Source organism: Sinobaca sp. H24, from assembly GCF_023845525.1.
Genome location: NZ_JALBWT010000052.1, coordinates 1 through 20297, shown reverse-complemented (window position 1 = coordinate 20297; position 20297 = coordinate 1). Strand labels below are relative to the sequence as shown.

Genomic DNA, 20297 nt, shown 5'->3' with positions numbered 1-20297 from the left:
AAAGAACTTCAGATGCGTAATAATCGGTGATAGTTCAGTGAACTTTCATCGAATTCCATTTTAAAGCTGTACTTTACGATGGTTAAAATGTCCTGAATGATCTTCGTTATATCCAGTGTATTCATCATATCCTCGTTCAGCTGCGCATTCACGAGATGAAGGGCGATAAATCCAGCCTCATCTTCCGGCAGAATTACGTTGAAACGGTCACAGATCATATTCAACGCTTCCAGCCCCACTTTAATTCCTCTCTATAGAGGTTCTTTGTTTCCCATAAGAGACCGTTTTTTAATGGAGAGTCCTTTTGTGTGGCGTTCGACTGCAAAATGAATATGATCCGTCAGCGAATATAGATGCTGTCGTTGAGTTTTTTCCAAGCTCGGCCCTGGCGTACTGAATAATTTCCTCTGAGAGCTCCATGTAGTCCAGCGGAAGCTCCGCAATAAGATCCTTAAACTTTTTTGTAATATCTTTGTCTTCCGAAGTGAAGATTTTTTCTACTTTTGCTCATCAATATCTTCTTTTACTTTTTTGTTAAAAGCAATTCCACGCCCCATCACGATAACTTCCTGCTTGTCCTTGACGGAGACGACTACATTGTTATTGAGTATTTTGCTGATCTTCACTTCTTCCACCTCCGATAAACAAAAAGGCAAAACCTTCCCTTTTAGTGGGAATCGGTTTTGCCTGATTGAACAGTACAATCCGTTATGTATTCGCTTACAAAGATCATATAATACTAGTCATAAATGTGCAACTACTTTTTTTATTTTTTCGTTTTTTGTGTATAAAAAGGGAACTCCTATCTATCTTAATGTAAGTGCTTTCCTTATATAACTCTATTTTTTTCCTTTATTAAAAGGATATAGAAGCCTTAGAATCCTTGTCAGAAAATTTGCAACGATCGTTGTTTTCTTATTTTGCTTCCCTTAACATAAACAACTACATACTATACCGACTAACATTCAATGAAGGAGGAATCGCATGGATGACACGCTGCTTTATCAATCTGCTTCGCAGCTGGCCCGCATGATTCAACAACGGGAGCTTTCGTCCGGGAGTTAATGGAAGCGTCGCTTGCACGCATCCGCTCGATTAATCCTCATATTAATGCGGTTGTATCACTCGATGAGGAGCGGGCCCTCCAGGGAGCGGATGAAGCCGACCGAGCGCTCGCTTCGGATGCTTTAACAGGTCCTTTCCATGGGCTCCCAATAGCGGTAAAAGACACGCATCACGCTGAAGGATTTCCAACTACTTTCGGGTCGCTTGCTTTTAAAGATCATATTCCCACGAGCGACGACCTGATCACGGAGCGGTTAAAGCAGGCCGGCGCCATCGTGATCGGTAAAACCAACGTGCCTGAGTTTGCTGCCGGTTCTCATACCTTTAACCAGGTGTTCGGCACGACGCGAAATCCTATGACCTTACGAAAACCGCAGGCGGAAGCAGCGGCGGCGCAGCCGCTTCGGTGGCTTCCGGGCTGATTCCATTTGCGGATGGCAGCGATATGGGAGGATCACTCCGTTTTCCAGCCGCCTTCAATAATGTTGTCGGCCTGCGTCCTTCCCGGCCGGCTTCCGATGTATCCAAAGGCCGCCCCTTTTTCCCCGCTCGCTGTCCAGGGCCCGATTACACGAAACACAGAAGATGCGTTCTTTATGCTTTCCGCTCTGGCAGGCCCTGATCCGCGTGCTCCCATCTCGATTGAAGAGCCCGGCAGTGTGTTTACAAAGCCGCTTTCTAATGATATTTCCGGTCTTAAAATCGCCTGGTCAGCCGACTTCGGCGGGCAGCTGCCAATCGAACCGGAAATCCAGCGCGTATTTAAAGAGCAGCTTTCTATTTTTGAAAAAGATCTGGGCTGCGAACTGGAAGAAGCCTGCCCGTCTTTTCAGGAGGCAGAAGAAGCCTTTCAGATTCTAAGAGCCTGGGAGTTCGAGCTCACTTATAAAGACATAGTCAACAATCATGGAGACCTGTTGAAAGACAGCTTCATGACCAACTTTCAAAAAGGGCAGCGTCTCAGCGGCCCGGATATCGGCCGGGCTGAACAGCTCCGCCATGACCTGTACCACCGGCTCCGATTATTTTTGAAACCTATGACGCGCTTTTGCTTCCAGTCAGCCAGGTGGTTCCTTTTTCCGCTGATATTGAATACCCGACTTCCATTAACGGCCTTCCAATGAATTCCTACCTGGACTGGATGAAGTCATGCTATTACATTTCTGCAGCCGAAACCCCGCCCTGTCGATTCCGGGAGGCTTTACCGCAGACCACCTGCCAACCGGGCTGCAGATAGTGGGCCCTCACCATGCGGATTACGAAGTACTCCGGATCGGTCAGGCTTTTGAAAAAGCAGCGGCCTATGGTGAAAAACGACCGGTCTTTCCTGCTGTAACAAACGAATAAAAAAAGAGGAGCTGTTATGATGCTGGATCCATTATTTGATCAACTCGAAGACCTGCTGCCCGAGATGAGTGCGTTCCGTCGGGATCTGCACATGTTTCCCGAGCTGTCGCACCACGAAACAGAAACGCCTAAAAAAGTAGCGGCCTATTTAAGCGAACTGGGACTCGAAGTAAAAACCGGCGTCGGCGGACGGGGGGTTGTCGGCATTCTGCGCGGGATAAACCCGGAAAGACGGTAGCACTGCGGGCTGATTTTGATGCCCTTCCGATTCAGGAGGAAAACGATGTGCCGTATAAATCACGGATTGACGGCGTGATGCACGCCTGCGGCCACGATATTCATACCGGAGCCCTTCTCGGCACTGCCGCCGTACTGTCCAAAAATAAAGACATACTGGAGGGTACTGTTGTGTTTTTGCATCAATTCGCAGAAGAAGTCATTCCAGGAGGCGCCAAATCCATGATTGATGACGGCTGCCTGGATGGGGTTGATGTCGTTTATGGCGCGCACGTTTCTTCTCTCCACCCCCTTGGCACAATCGGGTTGAAGGAAAAGAATGCCATGGCGTGCGGAGATACATTTGAAATCGAGATCTCCGGACGCGGCGGTCATGCGGCAACACCCCACTTAACCGTTGATCCATTAATGGTTGGAAGCCAAATGATGATGAACCTTCAGCAGATTGTCAGCCGGCAGGTGGATCCCGTCAAACCGGCGGTCGTTTCGGTAACCGCCTTTAATGGAGGCGACAGCTTCAACGTGATCCCCGACACCGCCAGGATTCAGGGAACGGTCCGCACGTTTGATAACGACGTCCGCGATGCGATTGAGAAATCAATGGAATCTATCGTCACTACTACCGGCGAAGGACTCGGTGCCCATGTGGACTTCACGTACACGAGAGGCTATCCCGCCGTCTGGAACCACCCGGAGGAAACGAAACGTGTGGAGAAGATCGCGCAGAATACGCCGGGCGTGCAGCAGATTGAATACATTCAGGAGCAGATGGGGATGGAAGACTTCGCCTACTACCTGCTCGAGCGTCCCGGTACGTTCTTCTGGGTCGGCGGCGCGCCTGCCGGAGAACCAATATACCCGCACCATCATCCAAGGTTTGATATAGACGAACGTTCGATGGTCGACATCGGCAGGCTGTTTATAGGCACGGTTTATCAGTATCTGTCCGGGGTGGAAGAGCCGGCTCAGCCGGAGACCGCTCGTGCGAAGTAACATATGTCCCGCTGACTAAATAAAAGGAGGAGAACCCCATGAATAGTGATGTGATGGCGCTCGCCAACAGCGCTCCGCTTTGGATTATGGCTTTTATTGTAGTAAGTATCGTCATTTTTCAGGGCATCGTGTTTTTAAGGCTTTCGATTAAAACGGCTCCCGACATTGGTATGAGCTCCGACGAAGTAAAAAGCTCCATAAAAACAGGATTCATCAGCTCGCTTGGTCCCTCCTTCGGTATTGCAATTGTTGTTGTGTCGCTTCTGGCCCTTCTTGGTTCTCCGATAACGTTAATGCGTATCGGTATTATCGGCTCCGCGGCTACAGAATCAGCTGCCGCAGGAATCGGGGCGGACGTGTTCGGCGCCGATCTCGGAAGCGCCGCTTTTAACGAACAGGCCTTTACAACGGTTGTCTGGACGATGTGTATCGGCGGTATGGGCTGGCTGATCTTTACGGCTCTTTTCACTAAATCCCTCGGCTCTTTTCAAAAGAAGGTCGTTAACAAGAACGCCAAAGCGATGGGACTCGTCTCCACGGCCGCGATGCTTGGCGCGTTTGGCTATCTCGCCAGTGATTCCATGACCGGCGGCATGAGCTACATTGTTGCCGGAACGATATCAGCGGCTGCCATGATGCTTCTGATGTTTGCCTCGCAGCGGCTTGATGTGAACTGGCTGAAGGAATGGGCGCTCGGCATTGCTTTAGTTATCGGAATGACCGGCGGTTACTTTACGAGTATTCTTTAAAAAACGAAAGGGGTTTGATGAATGAAGGAGTGAATGCCCGCTCGGTGCCGGCATCGGCTAAAGCGGTCGGCATGGATCTTTTTCACGAGAAAGCCCATTTCTGGGGACGTACGACACTCTGGCTGTTGATTGCTGCCTGCCTGCTGCCGCCATTGTATCTATCCTTTGGTCTCGGATACCATCCCGGCTGGGGCGTCATTTTAGCCGGTATTATAGGATATGCCGCCTTTATCGGTATTATGTGGGTGCTTGAGCCTATTACCTACTACCCGACGCTTGGCATTGCCGGAACCTATATGGCGTTTCTGACTGGAAATATCGCCAATATGTGCCTTCCCTGCTCGGCTGCGGCGCAAAACGCCATCGGGGCCGAGCCCGGGACGAAAAAAGCAGAAATTGCTGGAGCCCTTGGTATCGCGATTGCCTCTCTTGTAAATATCATCGTCATTATCAGCATTATTCTCGGGGGTTCCTACATTATTACGATGCTGCCTGCTCCGGTGGAGAGTGCCTTTGCTTTCGTACTTCCTGCCATCTTCGGTGGCGTGCTCGGGCAGTTTGCCTACAAGAATCCACTGTACGGCGCGATTGCCCTTGCGATTGGCGCAGCCGTCGTGTTCTCCCCGATCTTCAGCTTAATTAAAATTGTCATCTGCGTCGTATTGACGATTGCGATTGTGCTGTTTCTCGAACGGAAGAATTTGAAGGAAGCGTAAATAGAAAAAAGCCGTCTCTCTAACATATAGAGGCGGCTCTTTTTGTGATTTAATAAACTTATGAATATAAATTTTCATTTCAGCTCAAAGTATTCCTAGATCAAAAAGTAAATTATTCATACTTTTAGGATTCTCTACTATTACCGTGTTATCACTTTGAACCCACATACAAACAAATTGTAATTTTTGAACTGTATTTTTCACTTTATTATATTCAATTCTAATTCTCTCAATGTCTGGATTTGCAAGTATGTATATATTATTCCACTCAGAGTTCGCTGATTCATACTTCATTAGTGTATATATTTGTCTAGCCATATGATTCACTAATTGACCATGATCAAACACTTCATCATCAGCAGCGCTATTTTTTCGTGATCCTTTTGATTCTACATAAATGCTAACGTTATTTTTTTTAGCTTTTACATCTACTCCCTGCTGTCTTCCTGTTAACGGAATCTCACAGTCAAACCCCTTACTTATTAGAAAACTTGCGACCGCTTGATTCACTGTGTCTTCATTCATTAAAAACGCATCAGATTTTCTTAAGTTTTTTTATTCACAGGCATTGGTCTATCTCCTCTAAAAATTTTATAATTAATCATTATATGTATATTTCTATCCTATCATTCCTATGTAAGATTTCTTAAAAAATTTTTTATTTTAGTATCCTGCAAATTTTATATGCTATTATATGTAAAACAAGAAATGAGGTGCTTTCTATGAGCGAAAGCCTAAACTTATACGTAGATGATTTAAGAGACTGTCCAGAAGGATTTGTTGTTGCCCGAACGGCAGACGAAGCTATTCATTACCTGGAAACTCATCCTATCAATATTCTATCGCTGGACCATGATTTAGGCGAGGACAAGGAGGGCCAGCTTCTTCCAACCGGCTATGACCTGGTTAAAACTTTCTGTGAAAAAGGCTACCACGCCAATAAAATTTATATGCATACCGACAACGGCGTCGGCCGCGAGAATATGTATCAAACGCTCAAGGGCGCCCAGCGCCGAGGTTTTATTTCGGATGATATTGAAATATTTCATTACTCCATTACCGAAAACAAGTATTCAGGCGATTAGCAGGATGCCCGCTATTGTCTGGATCTTTTAATTGATATGTTTACTCTTACCAAGCCTACTGTACTGAACAATACCTGTAACAGCACCTGCTGTTAACGATAAAGAGATGATCATGACAATATACTCCCGTCCGTAAGTAGCATTTTCCGGGACAGCGATGCGATTCCAATCAAATAAATCCATTACAAGAAGAGATTGACCCCTTTTGGGGGCCGGTCTCTTCTTTTTATATAAGTAATTTTAATCATTGCATCCGATCTCCAGCCTTACGTCTTAAAACATTTAGTTTATTACAAACATTGATGTATAATAAATTATAGTGTATTATACACAGTATAAATACGAGGTGATGATATGAGCGATTTATTAAATTCTTTAGTAACCGAACTTCGACGAGGTTCTTTAACTTTAGCTGTCTTAAGTCAATTGAAGACTCCACAATATGGATATTCATTGGCTCAGCGTTTAAATGACCATGGGATGAAAATTGACCAGAGTACTCTCTATCCTCTGCTGCGCCGACTGGAAAAACAGAAAGTAGTTTCAAGCAGCTGGGATACTTCCGAAAACCGGCCACGGAAATATTATGTATTGAGTGAATACGGAGAAGAGGTTTTTCAGGCGTTGAAAGGCCATTGGGAGAACACGACAAAAGAACTTAACACACTTTTGAAAGGAGGGAATAACAATGAAGATGATTGATAAATATATACATGATGTAACAAGCCGCCTGTCACCTGCAGTTCAGGATGATGTCGCACTTGAATTAAAATCATCTATAGGCGATATGCTTCCTCCAGACTATACAGAAGAGGATGTAAAAGAGGTATTAGCCGAATTTGGAGACCCTATCAAATTGGCCTCTCAATATCGGGAGCACCCTTCCTACTCCTTTGGACAACAGGTCTATGATTTTTGTTCTTCTTCTTTAAAAGTAACAGGTTTTATATTTATATATGATAGTTGTAATAGCTGTTACGGGAGTTATGACAGCTATTACAGGAGAAGGCGGCCTTTTCACATTAGTTATGGCCATAAGTGGTGATTTAATTGGAGCTGTACTGAATATTGTTGCCCACGTGTTTTTCTGGAGCGTTCTCGTACTCATTTTTCTGGAACGCATTGGTGTCAACCGCGATGGGAATTCCTCTGCATTAACCGGAAAACCCTGGAAGCCTGAAGATATAAGCAATACATTAACCACTCCATGGAAGAAAACAATCTCTAAAGCATCAATATATTTAAGCTTTTTTTGGACCGTTTTCTTAACCATTGCATTCTTTACTTTTGCAAACGGAACTTCTGCGGATGAAATTTCATTATTTAATATCCCTCTTTTACATGCTTTCCTTCCTTTTGTAGTTATTTTGGCAGCGGCAGCGCTTGCTTTAAACCTTTACAAACGGAAAGTCGGCTATTGGAATAAGAGTTTGGCCGTATCAAATGCTGTTTTTCACTTTGCCTTTGTTGTTTTTCTTATCGTGTTTGCCAGCCGGGCTTCTCTATTCAATCCAGCATTTATGCTGTATCTTTCCGAAAGATTTGCTATACCCGTTGGTTTGATTGAACTGTATCAATATATAGTATTGTGGACTATCGTATTATCCATTATTTCATTCGTGATTTACCAAGCAATAAGCGGTTTCAAAAAAGCCCGAATTAAATATTTCTAAAACCAAAAAGGCACGGCTTCTAAAAGAAGCTGGTGCCTTTTTTATACTTGAAAGCTTTTCAAGAATGAAAAATATCCCAAACAAAAAAGCCATAGACCTTTTCTATGGCTTTTCATCTATTCTTCTTATAAAAATCTTCTATTCTTTTCTTTCTGCTCTGTATGATACCGTCCCTTTGGCAAGACCAGAGGCGAGCGTGACACCGGATCCTCGATCACCATACAGTCCAGGTTATAAATATCCTTAATCAGCCCTTCTGTAATCACTTCCGATGGTCTTCCCTTTGCCATCAGCTGCCCCTGCCGCAGCGCAAAAATGTGATCGGCATAGCGTGCTGCCAGGTTCACGTCATGCAGCACCATCACAATGGTTGTGCCGTACTTTCGGTTGAGATCGGTAAGCAGGTCCAGTATTTCCACCTGATAGGTAATGTCGAGAAACGTGGTCGGCTCATCCAGAAACAAAATATCGGTCTGCTGGGTTAACGCCATCGCAATCCAGACGCGCTGCCGCTGCCCGCCGGACAACTCATCAATGTTCCGGTCGGCAAGCTCGGTAATATTCATCGTTTCCATTGCTTCGGCAATCGCCTCATAGTCCTCTTTCGTCCAGCTTTTCAAAAACGATTGGTGCGGGAACCTCCCCCGACCGACCAGGTCGGCGACGGTGATGCCTTCCGGCACAATCGGCGACTGCGGCAGAAGCCCGACAATACGGGCAAGCTGCTTGGACGGGATTTTGTGTATGGCTTTGCCATCCAGCGTAATGTCGCCTTGCTTCGGCTTCAAAAGCCTTCCCATTGCCTTTAACAGCGTAGACTTTCCACAGGCATTGGCTCCGATAATGGTATTGATTTTATTGCTGTAAATCTCCACGTCAATATGGTCGAGAATCATTTTCTGGTCATACCCTGCAACGATTTGTTCAGTTTGGAACTGATGCGCCGGCTTCATTATAAACTTCCCCTCCGATTCATTTGGATTAGCAGAAACAGTAAAAAGGGAGCGCCCAGGACACCGGTGATAATACCGACCGGAAATCTGGTGCCAAAAGCAAACTGACCAAGCAGATCGGCTCCGAGGACAAGGTTCATCCCGAGCAGACCTGCTGGAATCACGCTTGATGCGCTGCTTCCTATCAGCCTTTTAGCGATAGGCCCTGCCAGAAATGCTACAAAGGCAATCGGTCCCGTGACCGAGCGTGGCAAGCGCAATCATACAGACGGAGCTGACAATAAGGAGTATTCTCGTTATATTCGTGTTCAGGCCTAACGATACTGCTGCCTGTTCCCCGAGCTCCAGCACGCTCAAATGCCGGCTGAGGGCAATAACAATAGGGGCGCATATTATAATGCCAATAAGTAAAGGCAGTATCGCATTTAACTGCGAGCCGTTCAGGCTTCCGCTGAGCCAGCGCAAAGCCGTCGCCAAATCCTCCTGCCTGCCGATCAGCTGCAGATATGAAATAAAGGCGCCCAGCATCGCCTGGAAACTAATTCCGATCAAAATCAAACGTCCGGTGGAAAAAGTACCGATTCTTGCAAATCCGTAAATAAGCATCACGGTAACAAGCCCGGCCACTAATGATGACAAGGACACAACGGCGTTGCTCGTTTGGAGCACCAGAATACAGAACAGAGCCGCCGCACTCGATCCCGCGGTAATACCCAGAATCTCCGGATTTGCGAGCGGATTGCGCAGCATGGTCTGAAACACGTTACCAGCGATACCGAACGCAAAGCCGGCCAGCAGTCCAGCCAGCATCCGCGGCAGCCGGATCGTGTTAATCGCAAACGAGGCACCGTCAATGGATTCACCCATAAGCGTGCGGACGACTACATCGACCGAATAAATCGTATTACCGAGCAGCAGCATCGTACTGCACAATACCAGCCCCAGCAGCACAAGCAGGCCGTTTACGAGAAGCCAGCGTCTTTTTCGCTGCCGTCTTTCTGTTTTTATGACATGAATTGTTTCCGCCAGCATTATAACGACCGCACTTTCATTCGAACTGCCAGGAAGATAAGAAGCGGTGCGCCGATAAAGGCGGTAACAACGCCTGCTTCCAGCTCTCCCGGGCTTCCGAGAAGTCTTCCGCTCACATCTGCGGCGGTTAATATAACCGCCCCTGTCATCGCGGATAGTGGAATAATATATCGTAAATCAGGTCCCAGCAGCAGTCGCACAAAATGAGTGGACATCAGTCCGATAAAAGCGATCGGCCCTGCCAGCGCCGTTACGGCCCCGCATAGAATCACTCCTGCGAAAGCCGCGGTAATTCGAAGTATACCCGTCCGCACGCCCTGTCCGGTAGCGACCTCATCTCCGAGTGCCAGCGCATTCAGTGCCGAGGCCGAGCCTACGGCCAACAGAACCCCGATAACTAATATAGGAAGAAACGTCAGAATGCTGTTCCAGCTGCCTGATCCTACACTTCCCACCTGCCAGAAACGAAACTGATCCATAATATGGCCGCGCGGGAGAATGATCATGCTGATCAAAGAGGACAAGGCGGCACTTGTGGCTGCTCCTGCGAGCACCAGCTTCAATGGCGTCGCTCCTGCAGGACCCATGGAGCCGATGCCGTACACAAACGCGGCCGTGATAAGGGCGCCGATAATAGCGACTGTGATGTACTCGCCGGCTGTGCTGATATTCCAGAACGCCAGCCCCATCACGACAAACAAAGCCGCGCCCGTATTGACTCCCAAAATGCTTGGATCCGCAATCGGATTGCGGGTAACAGCCTGCATAAGAGCACCCGATACACCGAGTGCCGCACCGCAGCATAAGCTGAAGACCGTCCGCGGAATCCGTTCCTGAACGACTCCGGCACCGTATGATTCCGCGCCTGAGAACGTCACGCCGGCTATAAGTTCATTCCATGTGATTGTTCGTGCCCCGAAAACGAGCGACAATATAATACAGGCAAGTAATAGAATAAAAGAAAAAAAGAGCACTATGGTTAAGTGCTTAGGCATGTATACGGGCAGCGCCTCTTTTTTTCTCCAGGTGCTATTCATCGGATTCGTTTAACGTTTCGTCAATCAGCTCTAAATAGTCATCAATGGTATAGGAGATAGAAAGCGCCGTCGGCGTTCCGGAAGCTCCTACTACACTTTCCGCGTCCACAAATGCGACATTCCCATTTTCAATGGCGTCGATCTGACCGAGCTGCGGATCCTCTTTTACCGCTTCATACAATGCTTCATCGCCGTATCCCATGATGATATCGACATCATCAAGTACGTCGGCATTCTCTGCGCTCAGCGTCATCGAAAAAGCGGACTCGTCTTCAATTACGTCGTCCAGCCCTGCTGGATTCTCCAGGCCAAGCTCATTTAAAAAGGATACGCGTGGATCAGCAGGCGTATAGAAATGCATCTCTGACAGATCATTGGCGGAAAAGTTAACCCATGCTACGGTTTTACCTTCCAGATGGGAATACTCGGCTGTTTTCTCTTCGATCAGTGTCTCCGTGTCAGTGATCAACTGCTCGCCTTCTTCTGCCATACCCATCCCCTGGGAATTCAGCGTAATCTGATCACGCCATGATGTCGTCCAAGGCATTTCCGGATAGGCAACAACCGGTGCAATCTCGCTCAGCAGATCATAATCTTCCTGGGTGATCCCGGAATAAGCGGCTAAAATCACGTCCGGGTTGCTGTCGGAGATTGCTTCGAAGTCAAGGCCGTCCGTATCCTGAAAAACGGTCGGATCATCCATTCCGAGTTCATCCATTTTTTCCTGCGTCCAAGGGAGCACGCCGTTCTCATTTACCGGGCCGAAGTTTGCCGCTGAGAATCCGACAGGTACTTCCTCAAGAGCCATCACTGTATCCTGGTTTCCCCATTGAATGGTTGCGACCCGCTCCGGTGTTTCTTCGATAACGGTCTCTCCAAACGCATGCTCAATAACGATTGATTCATCGCCTCCGGATTCCTCAGAACCTGCTGCTTCCGAACCAGACTCCTCTTCTCCACCGCCACATCCTGTTAATACAGCCGCCATACCGGCCGATGCGATTGTAAGACCTAACATCTTTTTCGATTTCTTTCCAAGTTTCATGTATTCTTCCCCCGTCGGTTATATGTAGTATTCATCATGCGGTGAAATTGATAATCATTATCATTAATATAGAATACTATCTGCAGCCTGTCAATTGCTTTTTAGACATAATAATTATTTCTCCCGCGCTGTACTGCTTATATTTTCTTTTGTAAAAGTCTAAAGTACTATGTTTGACTTTAAGTAAGCGGGGTATATTAAGCATAAAGAACTAAAAATAACCAATTGACAGGAGATAAGCACCATGCAATACACCCCTCAAGTACAAGTATTAGAAGATCAGGCCGTCCTGCGTACGTTGGAACATTCTCTCGCTATGGTCGAGTTCAATCCGCTTGGAGAAGTAATCTGGGTCAACGACAATTTTGCTTTTGCGATGGGCTACCACCCATCCGACATGATCGGGATGCAGCACCGCCAGTTCTGCACCGTTGAATTTGCACAGAGCCAGGAATATCAGACATTCTGGAGAGAACTGCGTTCCGGACGCTCGTTCCAGGATAAAATTCAGCGCCTGACAAGAGATGCCCGCCTGATTACGCTAGAAGCCACGTACATGCCGGTGTTTAATGAGACCCGTGAAGTTCAGGCAATCGTGAAAGTCGCTACCGATATTACGACAAGAGAAAATGACATGCTTTCGTTATCGAGTGAAGTAAAACAGACGTCCGACCACCTGCTCGAACGGGCGCAGATGGGACGCGTGAAAAGCGACAAAATTACGCAGAGCTCCGATGCCATTGTGCATGAAGCCAACAGCAACCTTACAATATTAAAATCATTGGAAAATCAGGCAGAGTCCATCCGCGGCATCGTGCAGACGATACGCGAAATTGCCGAACAGACCAATCTACTGGCGCTCAATGCCGCCATTGAAGCGGCCAGAGCCGGCGAACACGGACTCGGATTCAGCGTAGTAGCAGAAGAAGTACGCAAGCTTGCCACCCGGGCGCAGTCTTAGATTCAGGAAGTAAACCAGCACGTAAAGGGTATTACGGAAGAAGTAAGCAAAATCAGCGAAGGCACTGTTCGCTCCCAGCAGGGAACGAAAGAAAACCAGGTACACATTCAGGAAGCGGTAAAAGAATTTGAACATATCGAAAAAGCCGCAAATCAGCTGGAAATGCAGGCCAATCAGTTAAAAAATATTTTATAATTCTTGCATATAACAAAAAGCTTCCTCCATCGAATCTGGAGGAAGCTTTTTTCAACTTTAAGCAGAAACCGTTTTTCTTTCCTGCATCGTATGAATCTGTTTCATCGCAAACCGTGCGATCGGCTGCGCAAAAAGGATCTCGATCCAGAACGCGATACCGAAGTTACGGGGCCAGATATGCAGAAACTGCTGCATTGGATCAAGGCTGATATGTCCCGTGCCGACCCACATGCCGATACACGTCATAATGAGAGAAATAACGGTAACATTCAGTACAATTGTCAGGAGAATTTTTGCATTAAACCCATCCTCTTCTGCAGTAAACAACGGCATCACTTTTCCAACGAGCGGTCTTGCGATAAACATCACCACCAGCATGACGATGATCCACATGATTGGCAGGATCTGCAGCATTTCTACGTAGACCTGCAGGGAAAACCCCCGCTCCAGGCCGACGATAACCGGAGCGATCGTATTAACAGAAAGAAACGAAACAATTAACATGAAGAGAATGCCTTCCTTCGCATTCTGTGGAAGACGTGCTTCCTGGTGAACCTGTTCTGACATGATTCCAACTTCCTTTCTATAACTGCTTCGTCAGTATAGCGGGAAGAGGCATGCCTTCATAAGTGAACATTTTGTGAACGTTTTAGTCATTTTACTTTTCTATAAATTACCTTGAAATCCCGCTCCCAGGTCACCCTGTCGTATGCTTTTTCCCAGACGCTTTGGATAACATCCTGCGAGGCATTGATGTCCCCTGTAAAACGCTGGGAGAAATCCAACGGCGAAAAGTCAGAGGCCTCTCTCCACAGCTTCCACGTATGATGATCCAGGCTCATCCGATAGAGGCGCGTCAGACCCCGTGAATCAAAATAATGCTGCAGGTACGTTTTGGCTTCCACGTCATAATCATAAATGATTGTACTGCTTGGGAAGTCTGGCTGATCAATACGGATACGCTGCATCATATACCGCTCCTCTTCTATCCACTCAAACACGGTTCTCCCGGAAATAGTACCCAGATGCGGGTGGATGACTTTCAGCTCCCATTTCCCTATAAAGAAAGTCAGTTGTTCTATGGCTGTCTCCCTATTCATTACGAAACGTCCCCCCCTTTCGTCTGAATGTTATAGGTATCAAAACCATCGTAATGGATCCTCTATTTTAACGTTTTCTTTTATATAACATTCTAATCAAAAAAGTAACAAGAAAAGGCACGCCCAATATAGCTGTTGCGATCCAGTTCGTTGACTCAAATATAAAATTCAGGCTGAATACAATCAAAAAGATCGCCAGGAAAAGATACATGGTATTGGTGGTTACTTTCCGCATAGACTGTTTCCGCTGCGCCTTGTTTTCACCAGCCTTATTATAATGTGGGGCTAAAAATAATCCAATACACAGACCTGCTATGACCTGCCCTAAGACAAGATTTCGATTGAATTCGTTATCTAGTATGTAACTCATCGCGGTGCTTATGACAAAAAATACAGCCATATACCCAATGGCTAATTTTAATCTCTTCATCGAATCCCTCTTTATTCTTATATTGTTATGCCCCTATTCCATACCTTCAAAAACAACAATCTTTAATGAAGAAATAGTCGCTAACTGCTATACTCATTGTATCTTCATACACTGGAAGGAATGACTTACTTATGCCTAAAAAACAAATCAGCGTTGTTGCTGCTGTTATAGAAAACGATCAGAATGAATTACTATGTGCGCTCCGTAGTCCTGATATGTCTTTACCAAACCTGTGGGAATTTCCCGGTGGCAAAGTAGAAACCGGAGAAGACCTACAAACAGCAATTGAACGTGAGATTAGCGAAGAACTGCACTGCAACATTAAAGCAGGCGACGTTTTCCATCGCCATGTTCACGAATACGATGCTTTTATCATTGAGCTTATTTGCTTACAAGCCGAGCTTATTTCCGGAGAACCAGTTGCTACAGAGCATGCCAAGCTTCTCTGGCTAACGCCCGATCTATTCTCTTCTTTGAACTGGGCCCCAGCTGATATACCGGCAGTAGAAGAGCTAATGGCTAAAGCTTCTCTGTCTTAAACTTTCTCCGTAAGCTCTCTATAGAGCTGAGCCGGAATAGAGTGCTGAAACTTCATTTGAAACATCACCGCTTTTCATTTTGAAAAGACTCTATGTTGAGCTCTCCCAAATAAATAAACGGTTCTACGACACTATTTTCTATCGTTTTATATTTCCGCACGAATAAATGAAGTCTATTTCCTTTTTCTTTATGCTCTATAATGCTCGTCCCACGTCCAGAGTTTTGCGCCATATTGTTTGGACTCTCCCACTGAAAATCAGTGGGACTTTTTATTTCATCTTTGTACATCAGTCGTTCTTCTGTATCAGCATCTTTATGAAGATCCACAAATAAAAACAAATCATTTCCACTCCGAAGCAGACCCGACCCTCGGAACGAAGAATGAGTGACTGTCGCATTCGATAATACCGCTGTGTCTCTCATTTGATATTGTTCATGTAGCTTAAAGAAAGGTATACCATAATCTTTTTTACCAAACTCTCGCTCGTAACGATGTAGTCCGTATTCAAGTAAATCGATTAAATATTGTTTGTACGTATCACTCTGAAGCAACTCTTCTAGAATCGAGCTACGAGTGATAGCCTCTCCCTGCCACTCCACTAATGCAGGTGAACGATCTTTTTCCCGTTGGTCTAAAAAGGCATGAGCAACGTTTTGCATCGCGTGCTGCACGCTGTCTCTATTTACTTGCTCTACCCAATGACGAATTTCATATGCTGCCTCTTCTATAGATAGTGTTTCTTGCTCGAGAAGGGCGAGGTATAAGCTAAACTCATGCGGTCGTTTGATTGGAAGCATCTTGGAAATCGCTTTGTATACGCTAGCCCAAACTTCATCTTGAAGCAACGTTATGATAGAATCTTCTTTTTCTATTTTCATGAGAAAATGGAGGTAGCTGCCTTCTTTTTGAATAAACTTCACCGGATCAGGGGCACCATCATACGTGTAATAATCCATCAGTTCATAGGCTGTTTTTCCATGACGAACTTTCTTAAATTCCATGTACTGTTCTTTCAAATAGGCCATGCTGTAAAAGGACTCTTGATCAATTTGGGCTAGAATTCGCTCTTGCGAAATCTTATCCATTTGAATATGAGTAGCGCCCGGTACGTGAGCAAATTCAGTGGCTACTGCTACCTTTAAGCTCTCTTTATCATAGTAGCGTTGACCGTTTAACGCGATCGCAATCAAGAAGCTCTTCGTATGATTACCAATAAAGTCTAGAACGGTTAAAAATTGTTTTCCAGGGTGCTTACGCAGTCCTCGTCCTAGCTGTTGAATAAATACAATTGGAGATTGAGTCGGCCTTAACATCAGTACAAGATTCACAGTCGGAATATCAATTCCTTCATTAAAAATATCCACTGTAAATAGAAACTCCAGAGGATGAGAGTCATCTTCTAAATCTCGAATAGCCGCTTCTCTCACTGCTCCACTATCTTCTCCTGATAAATATTGGCTAGGAATGCCTTGTTGATTAAAAGCGGCTGCCATAAATGCAGCGTGCTCTCGGTTCACACAGAAGCCTAACCCTCTTCGCTGCTCTCCGTCAAAACCATAAAACGCCATTTGTTCTGCAATAAAATTTACCCGCTTATGGACCTGCAGTCTTTTCGCAATTTCCGCTGTATCTTCTAGCCGAACGTCCGTTAAATCAATATCCGACAGATCGGTAATGCCAAAATAATGAAACGGAGCCACAATGTCATCCGCTAATGCTTCATGCAACCTAACTTCTAAAGCGACGTTATGATCAAACAGTTCAAACACAGACAGCTGGTCGCTTCTTTCTGGTGTCGCCGTCATACCTAATGTAAATTGGGGCGTAAACCAAGCAAGCACCTGTTCATACTGAGAGGCAGTCGCGTGATGAGCTTCATCAACAACAATATAATCAAACGTATCTGGAGCAAACGACGTATGGTGATTCGCTAGCGTGCGAATATTGGCAAATAAATACTCGGCGTCCCAGTCCTTTTTGCTTCCTGTCAAAACGCCAAAGCTACGCTGAAGGGAAGGCATTAAATGTTCAAAGGTTTCTTTCGCTTTTTGAAGAATTTCTTCTCTATGTACGATAAATAAAAGTCGTTTAGGCCGAACACGCTTTACATCAAAGGCAGACATATACGTTTTTCCGGTTCCCGTTGCTGCAATGACTAGTGCTTTTGTTTCTTTCAGGTCACGCAGTCGATCTAAATTGTCAATTGCACGACTCTGCATCGAATTCGGAACCACATATTCTGCTTTCTCATAAACAGCATTAGCTGTAAAAGCAACTCTTTCTGTATTGCGGTACATTTCACGATAGTCGTGCAGAAATTCCTCAGTCGCGATAATACTGCGTTCCCACAGCTGTTCATATTCTGACAGTACCCGATCTACAAAAGCAGCATGTTTCTTCGAGACAATCTCAACGTTCCACTCTACGTTACTCTTCAAAGCAGATTGCGTTACGTTGGAAGAACCAATAATAATCTTATACGAATCCGGATATTCGAAAATGTACGCTTTTGTATGGAACCCTATCTGTTTATCAGTGACAAACACTTTTAGATCAATGTGCTCAAATTCCTTTAACCGCTCCAACGCCTGAGGATCGGTAAAATTCAAATAGGTAGAAGTCATAATTCTTCCTCGAATCCCCCGCTTTTCTGCTTCCTTTAACGTATCCAAAAGCAGCTGCACACCGCTAAAATTAACAAAAGCAACGCCAAAATAGAAGCTATCACACGTTTGCAGTGAACTGGTAAGTTCCTTTAATAAATTATCCGACTCTGAGTTGACGACCAAACGATGCTCCATGGCTTAAGTGCCTCATTTCTGTATGTAAGAATGTTGTTCATTAGTTGACTTATATAGTCATAAACTTCTATAACAGACTTCCGTAAGTTAAATATATATGTCTAACCTTCACATTTAAAATAAATACTAATAATGAAAGATCTGACTCCAGATTTAAAAACTCAGATCTTTCATTTATATAAACTATAGCTTTTCTGCAATATTATTGAGCTGTTTCTGAATAACTGAGAAGTTAGCATTTAAATCTATAGTTTTCACACTAATAACGTTCCCATCCATCTTATAATCTTCATTAGGCACTGTTTCTTCTTCAGTTTTTGCATAGAGCAAAATCCCACTTACCAGACCAGTTTGATATTTGTCTTTATTTTTAACATAAGTATAAATCTGATACAGGTTGTTAGAGTGCAATGTTCTACGATTGCTCAAGTAATGCTTCTGCATAGAATATTGATAGTATTTTGTATCAATAATAATGATTTTCTCCCCTTTTTGAAGTGTGATATCACTTTTCATCACAGGAAGAAATTTTTTATCCCCGCTATCAATCTGCCAATCAATTTGTGAAGCAGAAGGCCGAAGAGAAGGATAATGTTTTTGATAATATGAGAGGACAAATTTTTCATAAAGTTTATGCATTGTCTGATCATCAATAAATTGGCTGTGTTTTTCTTGTCCTGCTTGAGAAGAAAATAGTATTCCTTTTGCTATGAATTCGCAAATACTAATTATCATTCGATAAGTCACATTACTTCGATTGTATTGTATTGCTTTCCAATTAACTGAATTTAAATTAACTACGTTAACGTGCTGGAAATGATTTATAAGCTTCTTCATTTCTTTTTTTCTCTTAGTTTGTACATTTTTCGACTTTATTAGGTGTTCGAAAGCCGTTTTAATAATTTGATTTAATTTAGTGTTTTCTGTGTATTCATCTGTCTTACAAATAAGCTGTTTTTTAAAAAGAGCTCTTTCCTTAATCGAATCTGAAACATCGATTCGACCCCTGGGAGAAGATAATAATTCTGTGTGCAGCAAATAATCTTTCGTTATTCCTCTTTTAATTTGCTTAGATACGCTTAGCACGAGTAGAGCAGCGTATAAGTCCTCTGCATGGTCAAAAGATTCAGTATCTACATGGGCAGTGCCATCATTTTTTAAGAACCGAAAAGCATAGGCTAGCATATAATAAATATTTTGAACTTTAATCATGCAGGACTTCCCGTAAACTTCTAGACCAGTCAATTATAGTTTCAGGCTCATCAAACCAATACTCTTGAAGAAGGGGAATGAGCTCATACTCAATAACGCTTGTTATCCATTCATCATTTATTAGTTCATTGGTATACAAATAGCTATGACCTATCACAAACCCTTTTCCTAGTGCCTCATCATTTGAAATAGCTTCATTTAACTGTTCTACTACACGAACCAACTTTTCAAAACCAATGGAATTTGTTTGATTGATATACTGTTGAAATTCGCTAGATTGAAACGCAGGACGTAATTCGAAAAAGGCAAACCGCCGTCGAAGAGCATAGTCCATCATTGCTAAACTGCGGTCAGCAGTATTCATCATTCCAATAATATGAACATTTGCAGGAACAGTAAACAATTCATTCGCATACAGTAACTGAAGCTTTTCTCCCCGCTTATCTTTTTCGATTAACATCAATAGTTCGCCAAAAATTTTGCTGAGATTCCCCCGATTGATTTCATCTATTATAAAAAAGTAGGCTTGCTCACTATCTTCTTCAGCCGTTTTGCATAATTCATAGAAAGGTCCATGACTCAATTTAAAACCATTCTCTGTAGGTCGATACCCCATCATAAAATCTTCATAGCTGTAGCTTTGATGAAATTGAATTGTCTTAATACGTGAAGTATCTTTTTTCTGCATTAAAGAATATGCCAGTCGTTTTGCAGCAAAAGTTTTACCAACCCCCGGCGGTCCTTGAAGAATAAGATTTTTCTTTACCAATAATAAATTAGCTAATTGCTTATACTGATGCTCCTCTAAAAAAACCTCATTTAAAAAATGTTCCTTTGTATATGTATCGTATTCAGGCTTTGGTTCTGGTATTGTATCAAAAATGTTATTAAGTTTTATTATATACTCTTTATAATTGGTTACATCAGTAAGCGTTTTTACAGCTGCTTTACCTGGATGTGTCCATTCGCCTTTATGGGTCCAGCGTATTTTATGAATATGCTGATAGTCACTGCGGTTATCATCATATATATAGTCTGATTCTACGATTCCTCTTCCAACAATAACGTGTAGTCCTTTTTTCGCAAAAACAATATCTCCTGCTTTAATTTCATTGCAAAACTGCC

22 protein-coding genes and 4 pseudogenes are annotated in these 20297 nt (G+C 44.3%); 13 read left to right on the top strand and 13 right to left on the bottom strand.

Going from position 1 to position 20297, the window contains the following annotated elements; all coding sequences use genetic code 11:
* Positions 1-8: 8 nt before the first annotated feature.
* Both MMY81_RS30935 and MMY81_RS30930 read right to left on the bottom strand, forming a co-directional pair.
* Positions 9-239, bottom strand: coding sequence for a Bg1G family transcriptional antiterminator (locus tag MMY81_RS30935; protein ID WP_252315860.1), 231 nt, complete (start codon positions 237-239; stop codon positions 9-11).
* 258 nt (positions 240-497) lie between these two features.
* Positions 498-626: a CAT RNA binding domain-containing protein gene (locus MMY81_RS30930; protein ID WP_252315859.1), complete on the bottom strand. Its 129-nt coding sequence runs from the start codon at positions 624-626 to the stop codon at positions 498-500.
* 438 nt (positions 627-1064) lie between these two features.
* Between MMY81_RS30930 and MMY81_RS36100 the strand changes: the two are divergent.
* The 6 genes and pseudogenes from MMY81_RS36100 (at position 1065) to MMY81_RS30895 (ending at position 5107) form a co-directional block, all read left to right on the top strand.
* Positions 1065-2189, top strand: a pseudogene (locus tag MMY81_RS36100) (amidase).
* A 25-nt stretch (positions 2190-2214) separates the two neighbouring features.
* Positions 2215-2412, top strand: coding sequence for a hypothetical protein (locus MMY81_RS30910; RefSeq protein WP_252315855.1), 198 nt, complete (start codon positions 2215-2217; stop codon positions 2410-2412).
* Between the two features lie 16 nt (positions 2413-2428).
* A complete protein-coding gene (locus MMY81_RS36385; protein ID WP_483882506.1) occupies positions 2429-2650 on the top strand; it encodes a hypothetical protein in 222 nt (73 codons plus the stop codon).
* A gap of 2 nt (positions 2651-2652) precedes the next feature.
* Positions 2653-3642, top strand: a complete 990-nt coding sequence (locus tag MMY81_RS30905; RefSeq protein ID WP_483882507.1) for an amidohydrolase — start codon at positions 2653-2655, stop codon at positions 3640-3642.
* A gap of 38 nt (positions 3643-3680) precedes the next feature.
* Complete coding sequence (locus MMY81_RS30900; protein ID WP_252315854.1) at positions 3681-4391, top strand: DUF5058 family protein; 711 nt, start codon at positions 3681-3683, stop codon at positions 4389-4391.
* Between the two features lie 17 nt (positions 4392-4408).
* Complete coding sequence (locus MMY81_RS30895; protein WP_252315853.1) at positions 4409-5107, top strand: small-conductance mechanosensitive channel; 699 nt, start codon at positions 4409-4411, stop codon at positions 5105-5107.
* Between the two features lie 84 nt (positions 5108-5191).
* Here MMY81_RS30895 and MMY81_RS30890 read toward each other — a convergent pair whose 3' ends face one another.
* The gene (locus MMY81_RS30890) at positions 5192-5632 is read right to left on the bottom strand and encodes a hypothetical protein (protein WP_252315852.1); all 441 of its coding nucleotides are present in this window, start codon (positions 5630-5632) and stop codon (positions 5192-5194) included.
* 197 nt (positions 5633-5829) lie between these two features.
* On the opposite strand from MMY81_RS30890, the gene MMY81_RS30885 reads away from it, so the two are divergent.
* The 4 genes from MMY81_RS30885 to MMY81_RS30870 all read left to right on the top strand — a co-directional run bounded on the left by MMY81_RS30885 (position 5830) and on the right by MMY81_RS30870 (position 7865).
* Positions 5830-6192: a cyclic-phosphate processing receiver domain-containing protein gene (locus MMY81_RS30885; RefSeq protein ID WP_252315851.1), complete on the top strand. Its 363-nt coding sequence runs from the start codon at positions 5830-5832 to the stop codon at positions 6190-6192.
* 354 nt (positions 6193-6546) lie between these two features.
* On the top strand, positions 6547-6894 hold the full coding sequence (locus MMY81_RS30880) for a PadR family transcriptional regulator (RefSeq protein ID WP_252315850.1): 348 nt from the start codon (positions 6547-6549) through the stop codon (positions 6892-6894).
* Complete coding sequence (locus tag MMY81_RS30875; protein WP_252315849.1) at positions 6881-7237, top strand: HAAS signaling domain-containing protein; 357 nt, start codon at positions 6881-6883, stop codon at positions 7235-7237. Before MMY81_RS30880 ends, MMY81_RS30875 begins: the two co-directional genes overlap by 14 nt.
* Positions 7179-7865 (top strand): LTA synthase family protein, encoded by a 687-nt coding sequence (locus MMY81_RS30870; protein WP_252315848.1) that lies wholly within the window; start codon positions 7179-7181, stop codon positions 7863-7865. The genes MMY81_RS30875 and MMY81_RS30870 overlap by 59 nt, the downstream gene beginning before the upstream one ends.
* Before the next feature lie 125 nt (positions 7866-7990).
* Here the strand turns inward: MMY81_RS30870 and MMY81_RS30865 are convergent, their stop codons facing one another.
* The 4 genes and pseudogenes from MMY81_RS30865 to MMY81_RS30850 all read right to left on the bottom strand — a co-directional run bounded on the left by MMY81_RS30865 (position 7991) and on the right by MMY81_RS30850 (position 11932).
* On the bottom strand, positions 7991-8818 hold the full coding sequence (locus MMY81_RS30865; RefSeq protein ID WP_252315847.1) for an ABC transporter ATP-binding protein: 828 nt from the start codon (positions 8816-8818) through the stop codon (positions 7991-7993).
* Positions 8818-9850 (bottom strand): annotated as a pseudogene (locus MMY81_RS30860) (FecCD family ABC transporter permease). Before MMY81_RS30860 ends, MMY81_RS30865 begins: the two are co-directional and overlap by 1 nt.
* A complete protein-coding gene (locus MMY81_RS30855) occupies positions 9850-10845 on the bottom strand; it encodes a FecCD family ABC transporter permease (protein WP_252315846.1) in 996 nt (331 codons plus the stop codon). Before MMY81_RS30855 ends, MMY81_RS30860 begins: the two are co-directional and overlap by 1 nt.
* Before the next feature lie 34 nt (positions 10846-10879).
* On the bottom strand, positions 10880-11932 hold the full coding sequence (locus MMY81_RS30850) for an iron-siderophore ABC transporter substrate-binding protein (RefSeq protein ID WP_252315845.1): 1053 nt from the start codon (positions 11930-11932) through the stop codon (positions 10880-10882).
* A 244-nt stretch (positions 11933-12176) separates the two neighbouring features.
* On the opposite strand from MMY81_RS30850, the pseudogene MMY81_RS36095 reads away from it, so the two are divergent.
* Both MMY81_RS36095 and MMY81_RS36090 read left to right on the top strand, forming a co-directional pair.
* Positions 12177-12551, top strand: a pseudogene (locus MMY81_RS36095) (PAS domain-containing protein); the annotation flags it as partial.
* 15 nt (positions 12552-12566) lie between these two features.
* Positions 12567-12879 (top strand): annotated as a pseudogene (locus MMY81_RS36090) (methyl-accepting chemotaxis protein); the annotation flags it as partial.
* Between the two features lie 266 nt (positions 12880-13145).
* Here the strand turns inward: MMY81_RS36090 and MMY81_RS30835 are convergent.
* The 3 genes from MMY81_RS30835 to MMY81_RS30825 all read right to left on the bottom strand — a co-directional run bounded on the left by MMY81_RS30835 (position 13146) and on the right by MMY81_RS30825 (position 14618).
* Positions 13146-13655 (bottom strand): DUF2798 domain-containing protein, encoded by a 510-nt coding sequence (locus MMY81_RS30835; protein ID WP_252315844.1) that lies wholly within the window; start codon positions 13653-13655, stop codon positions 13146-13148.
* A gap of 86 nt (positions 13656-13741) precedes the next feature.
* The gene (locus MMY81_RS30830) at positions 13742-14188 is read right to left on the bottom strand and encodes a hypothetical protein (RefSeq protein ID WP_252315843.1); all 447 of its coding nucleotides are present in this window, start codon (positions 14186-14188) and stop codon (positions 13742-13744) included.
* Between the two features lie 67 nt (positions 14189-14255).
* Complete coding sequence (locus tag MMY81_RS30825) at positions 14256-14618, bottom strand: hypothetical protein (protein ID WP_252315842.1); 363 nt, start codon at positions 14616-14618, stop codon at positions 14256-14258.
* 131 nt (positions 14619-14749) lie between these two features.
* Between MMY81_RS30825 and MMY81_RS30820 the strand changes: the two genes are divergently transcribed.
* Positions 14750-15157, top strand: a complete 408-nt coding sequence (locus MMY81_RS30820; RefSeq protein WP_252315841.1) for a (deoxy)nucleoside triphosphate pyrophosphohydrolase — start codon at positions 14750-14752, stop codon at positions 15155-15157.
* 64 nt (positions 15158-15221) lie between these two features.
* Here MMY81_RS30820 and MMY81_RS30815 read toward each other — a convergent pair whose 3' ends face one another.
* The 3 genes from MMY81_RS30815 to MMY81_RS30805 form a co-directional block, all read right to left on the bottom strand.
* Positions 15222-17960, bottom strand: coding sequence for a DEAD/DEAH box helicase (locus MMY81_RS30815; protein WP_252315840.1), 2739 nt, complete (start codon positions 17958-17960; stop codon positions 15222-15224).
* 183 nt (positions 17961-18143) lie between these two features.
* Entirely contained in the window at positions 18144-19172 is a 1029-nt protein-coding gene (gene mcrC, locus MMY81_RS30810; protein WP_252315839.1) for a 5-methylcytosine-specific restriction endonuclease system specificity protein McrC, read from the bottom strand.
* On the bottom strand, positions 19165-20297 hold a 1133-nt coding region (locus MMY81_RS30805), incomplete at its 5' end, for an AAA family ATPase (RefSeq protein ID WP_252315838.1). The genes MMY81_RS30805 and mcrC, both read right to left, overlap by 8 nt.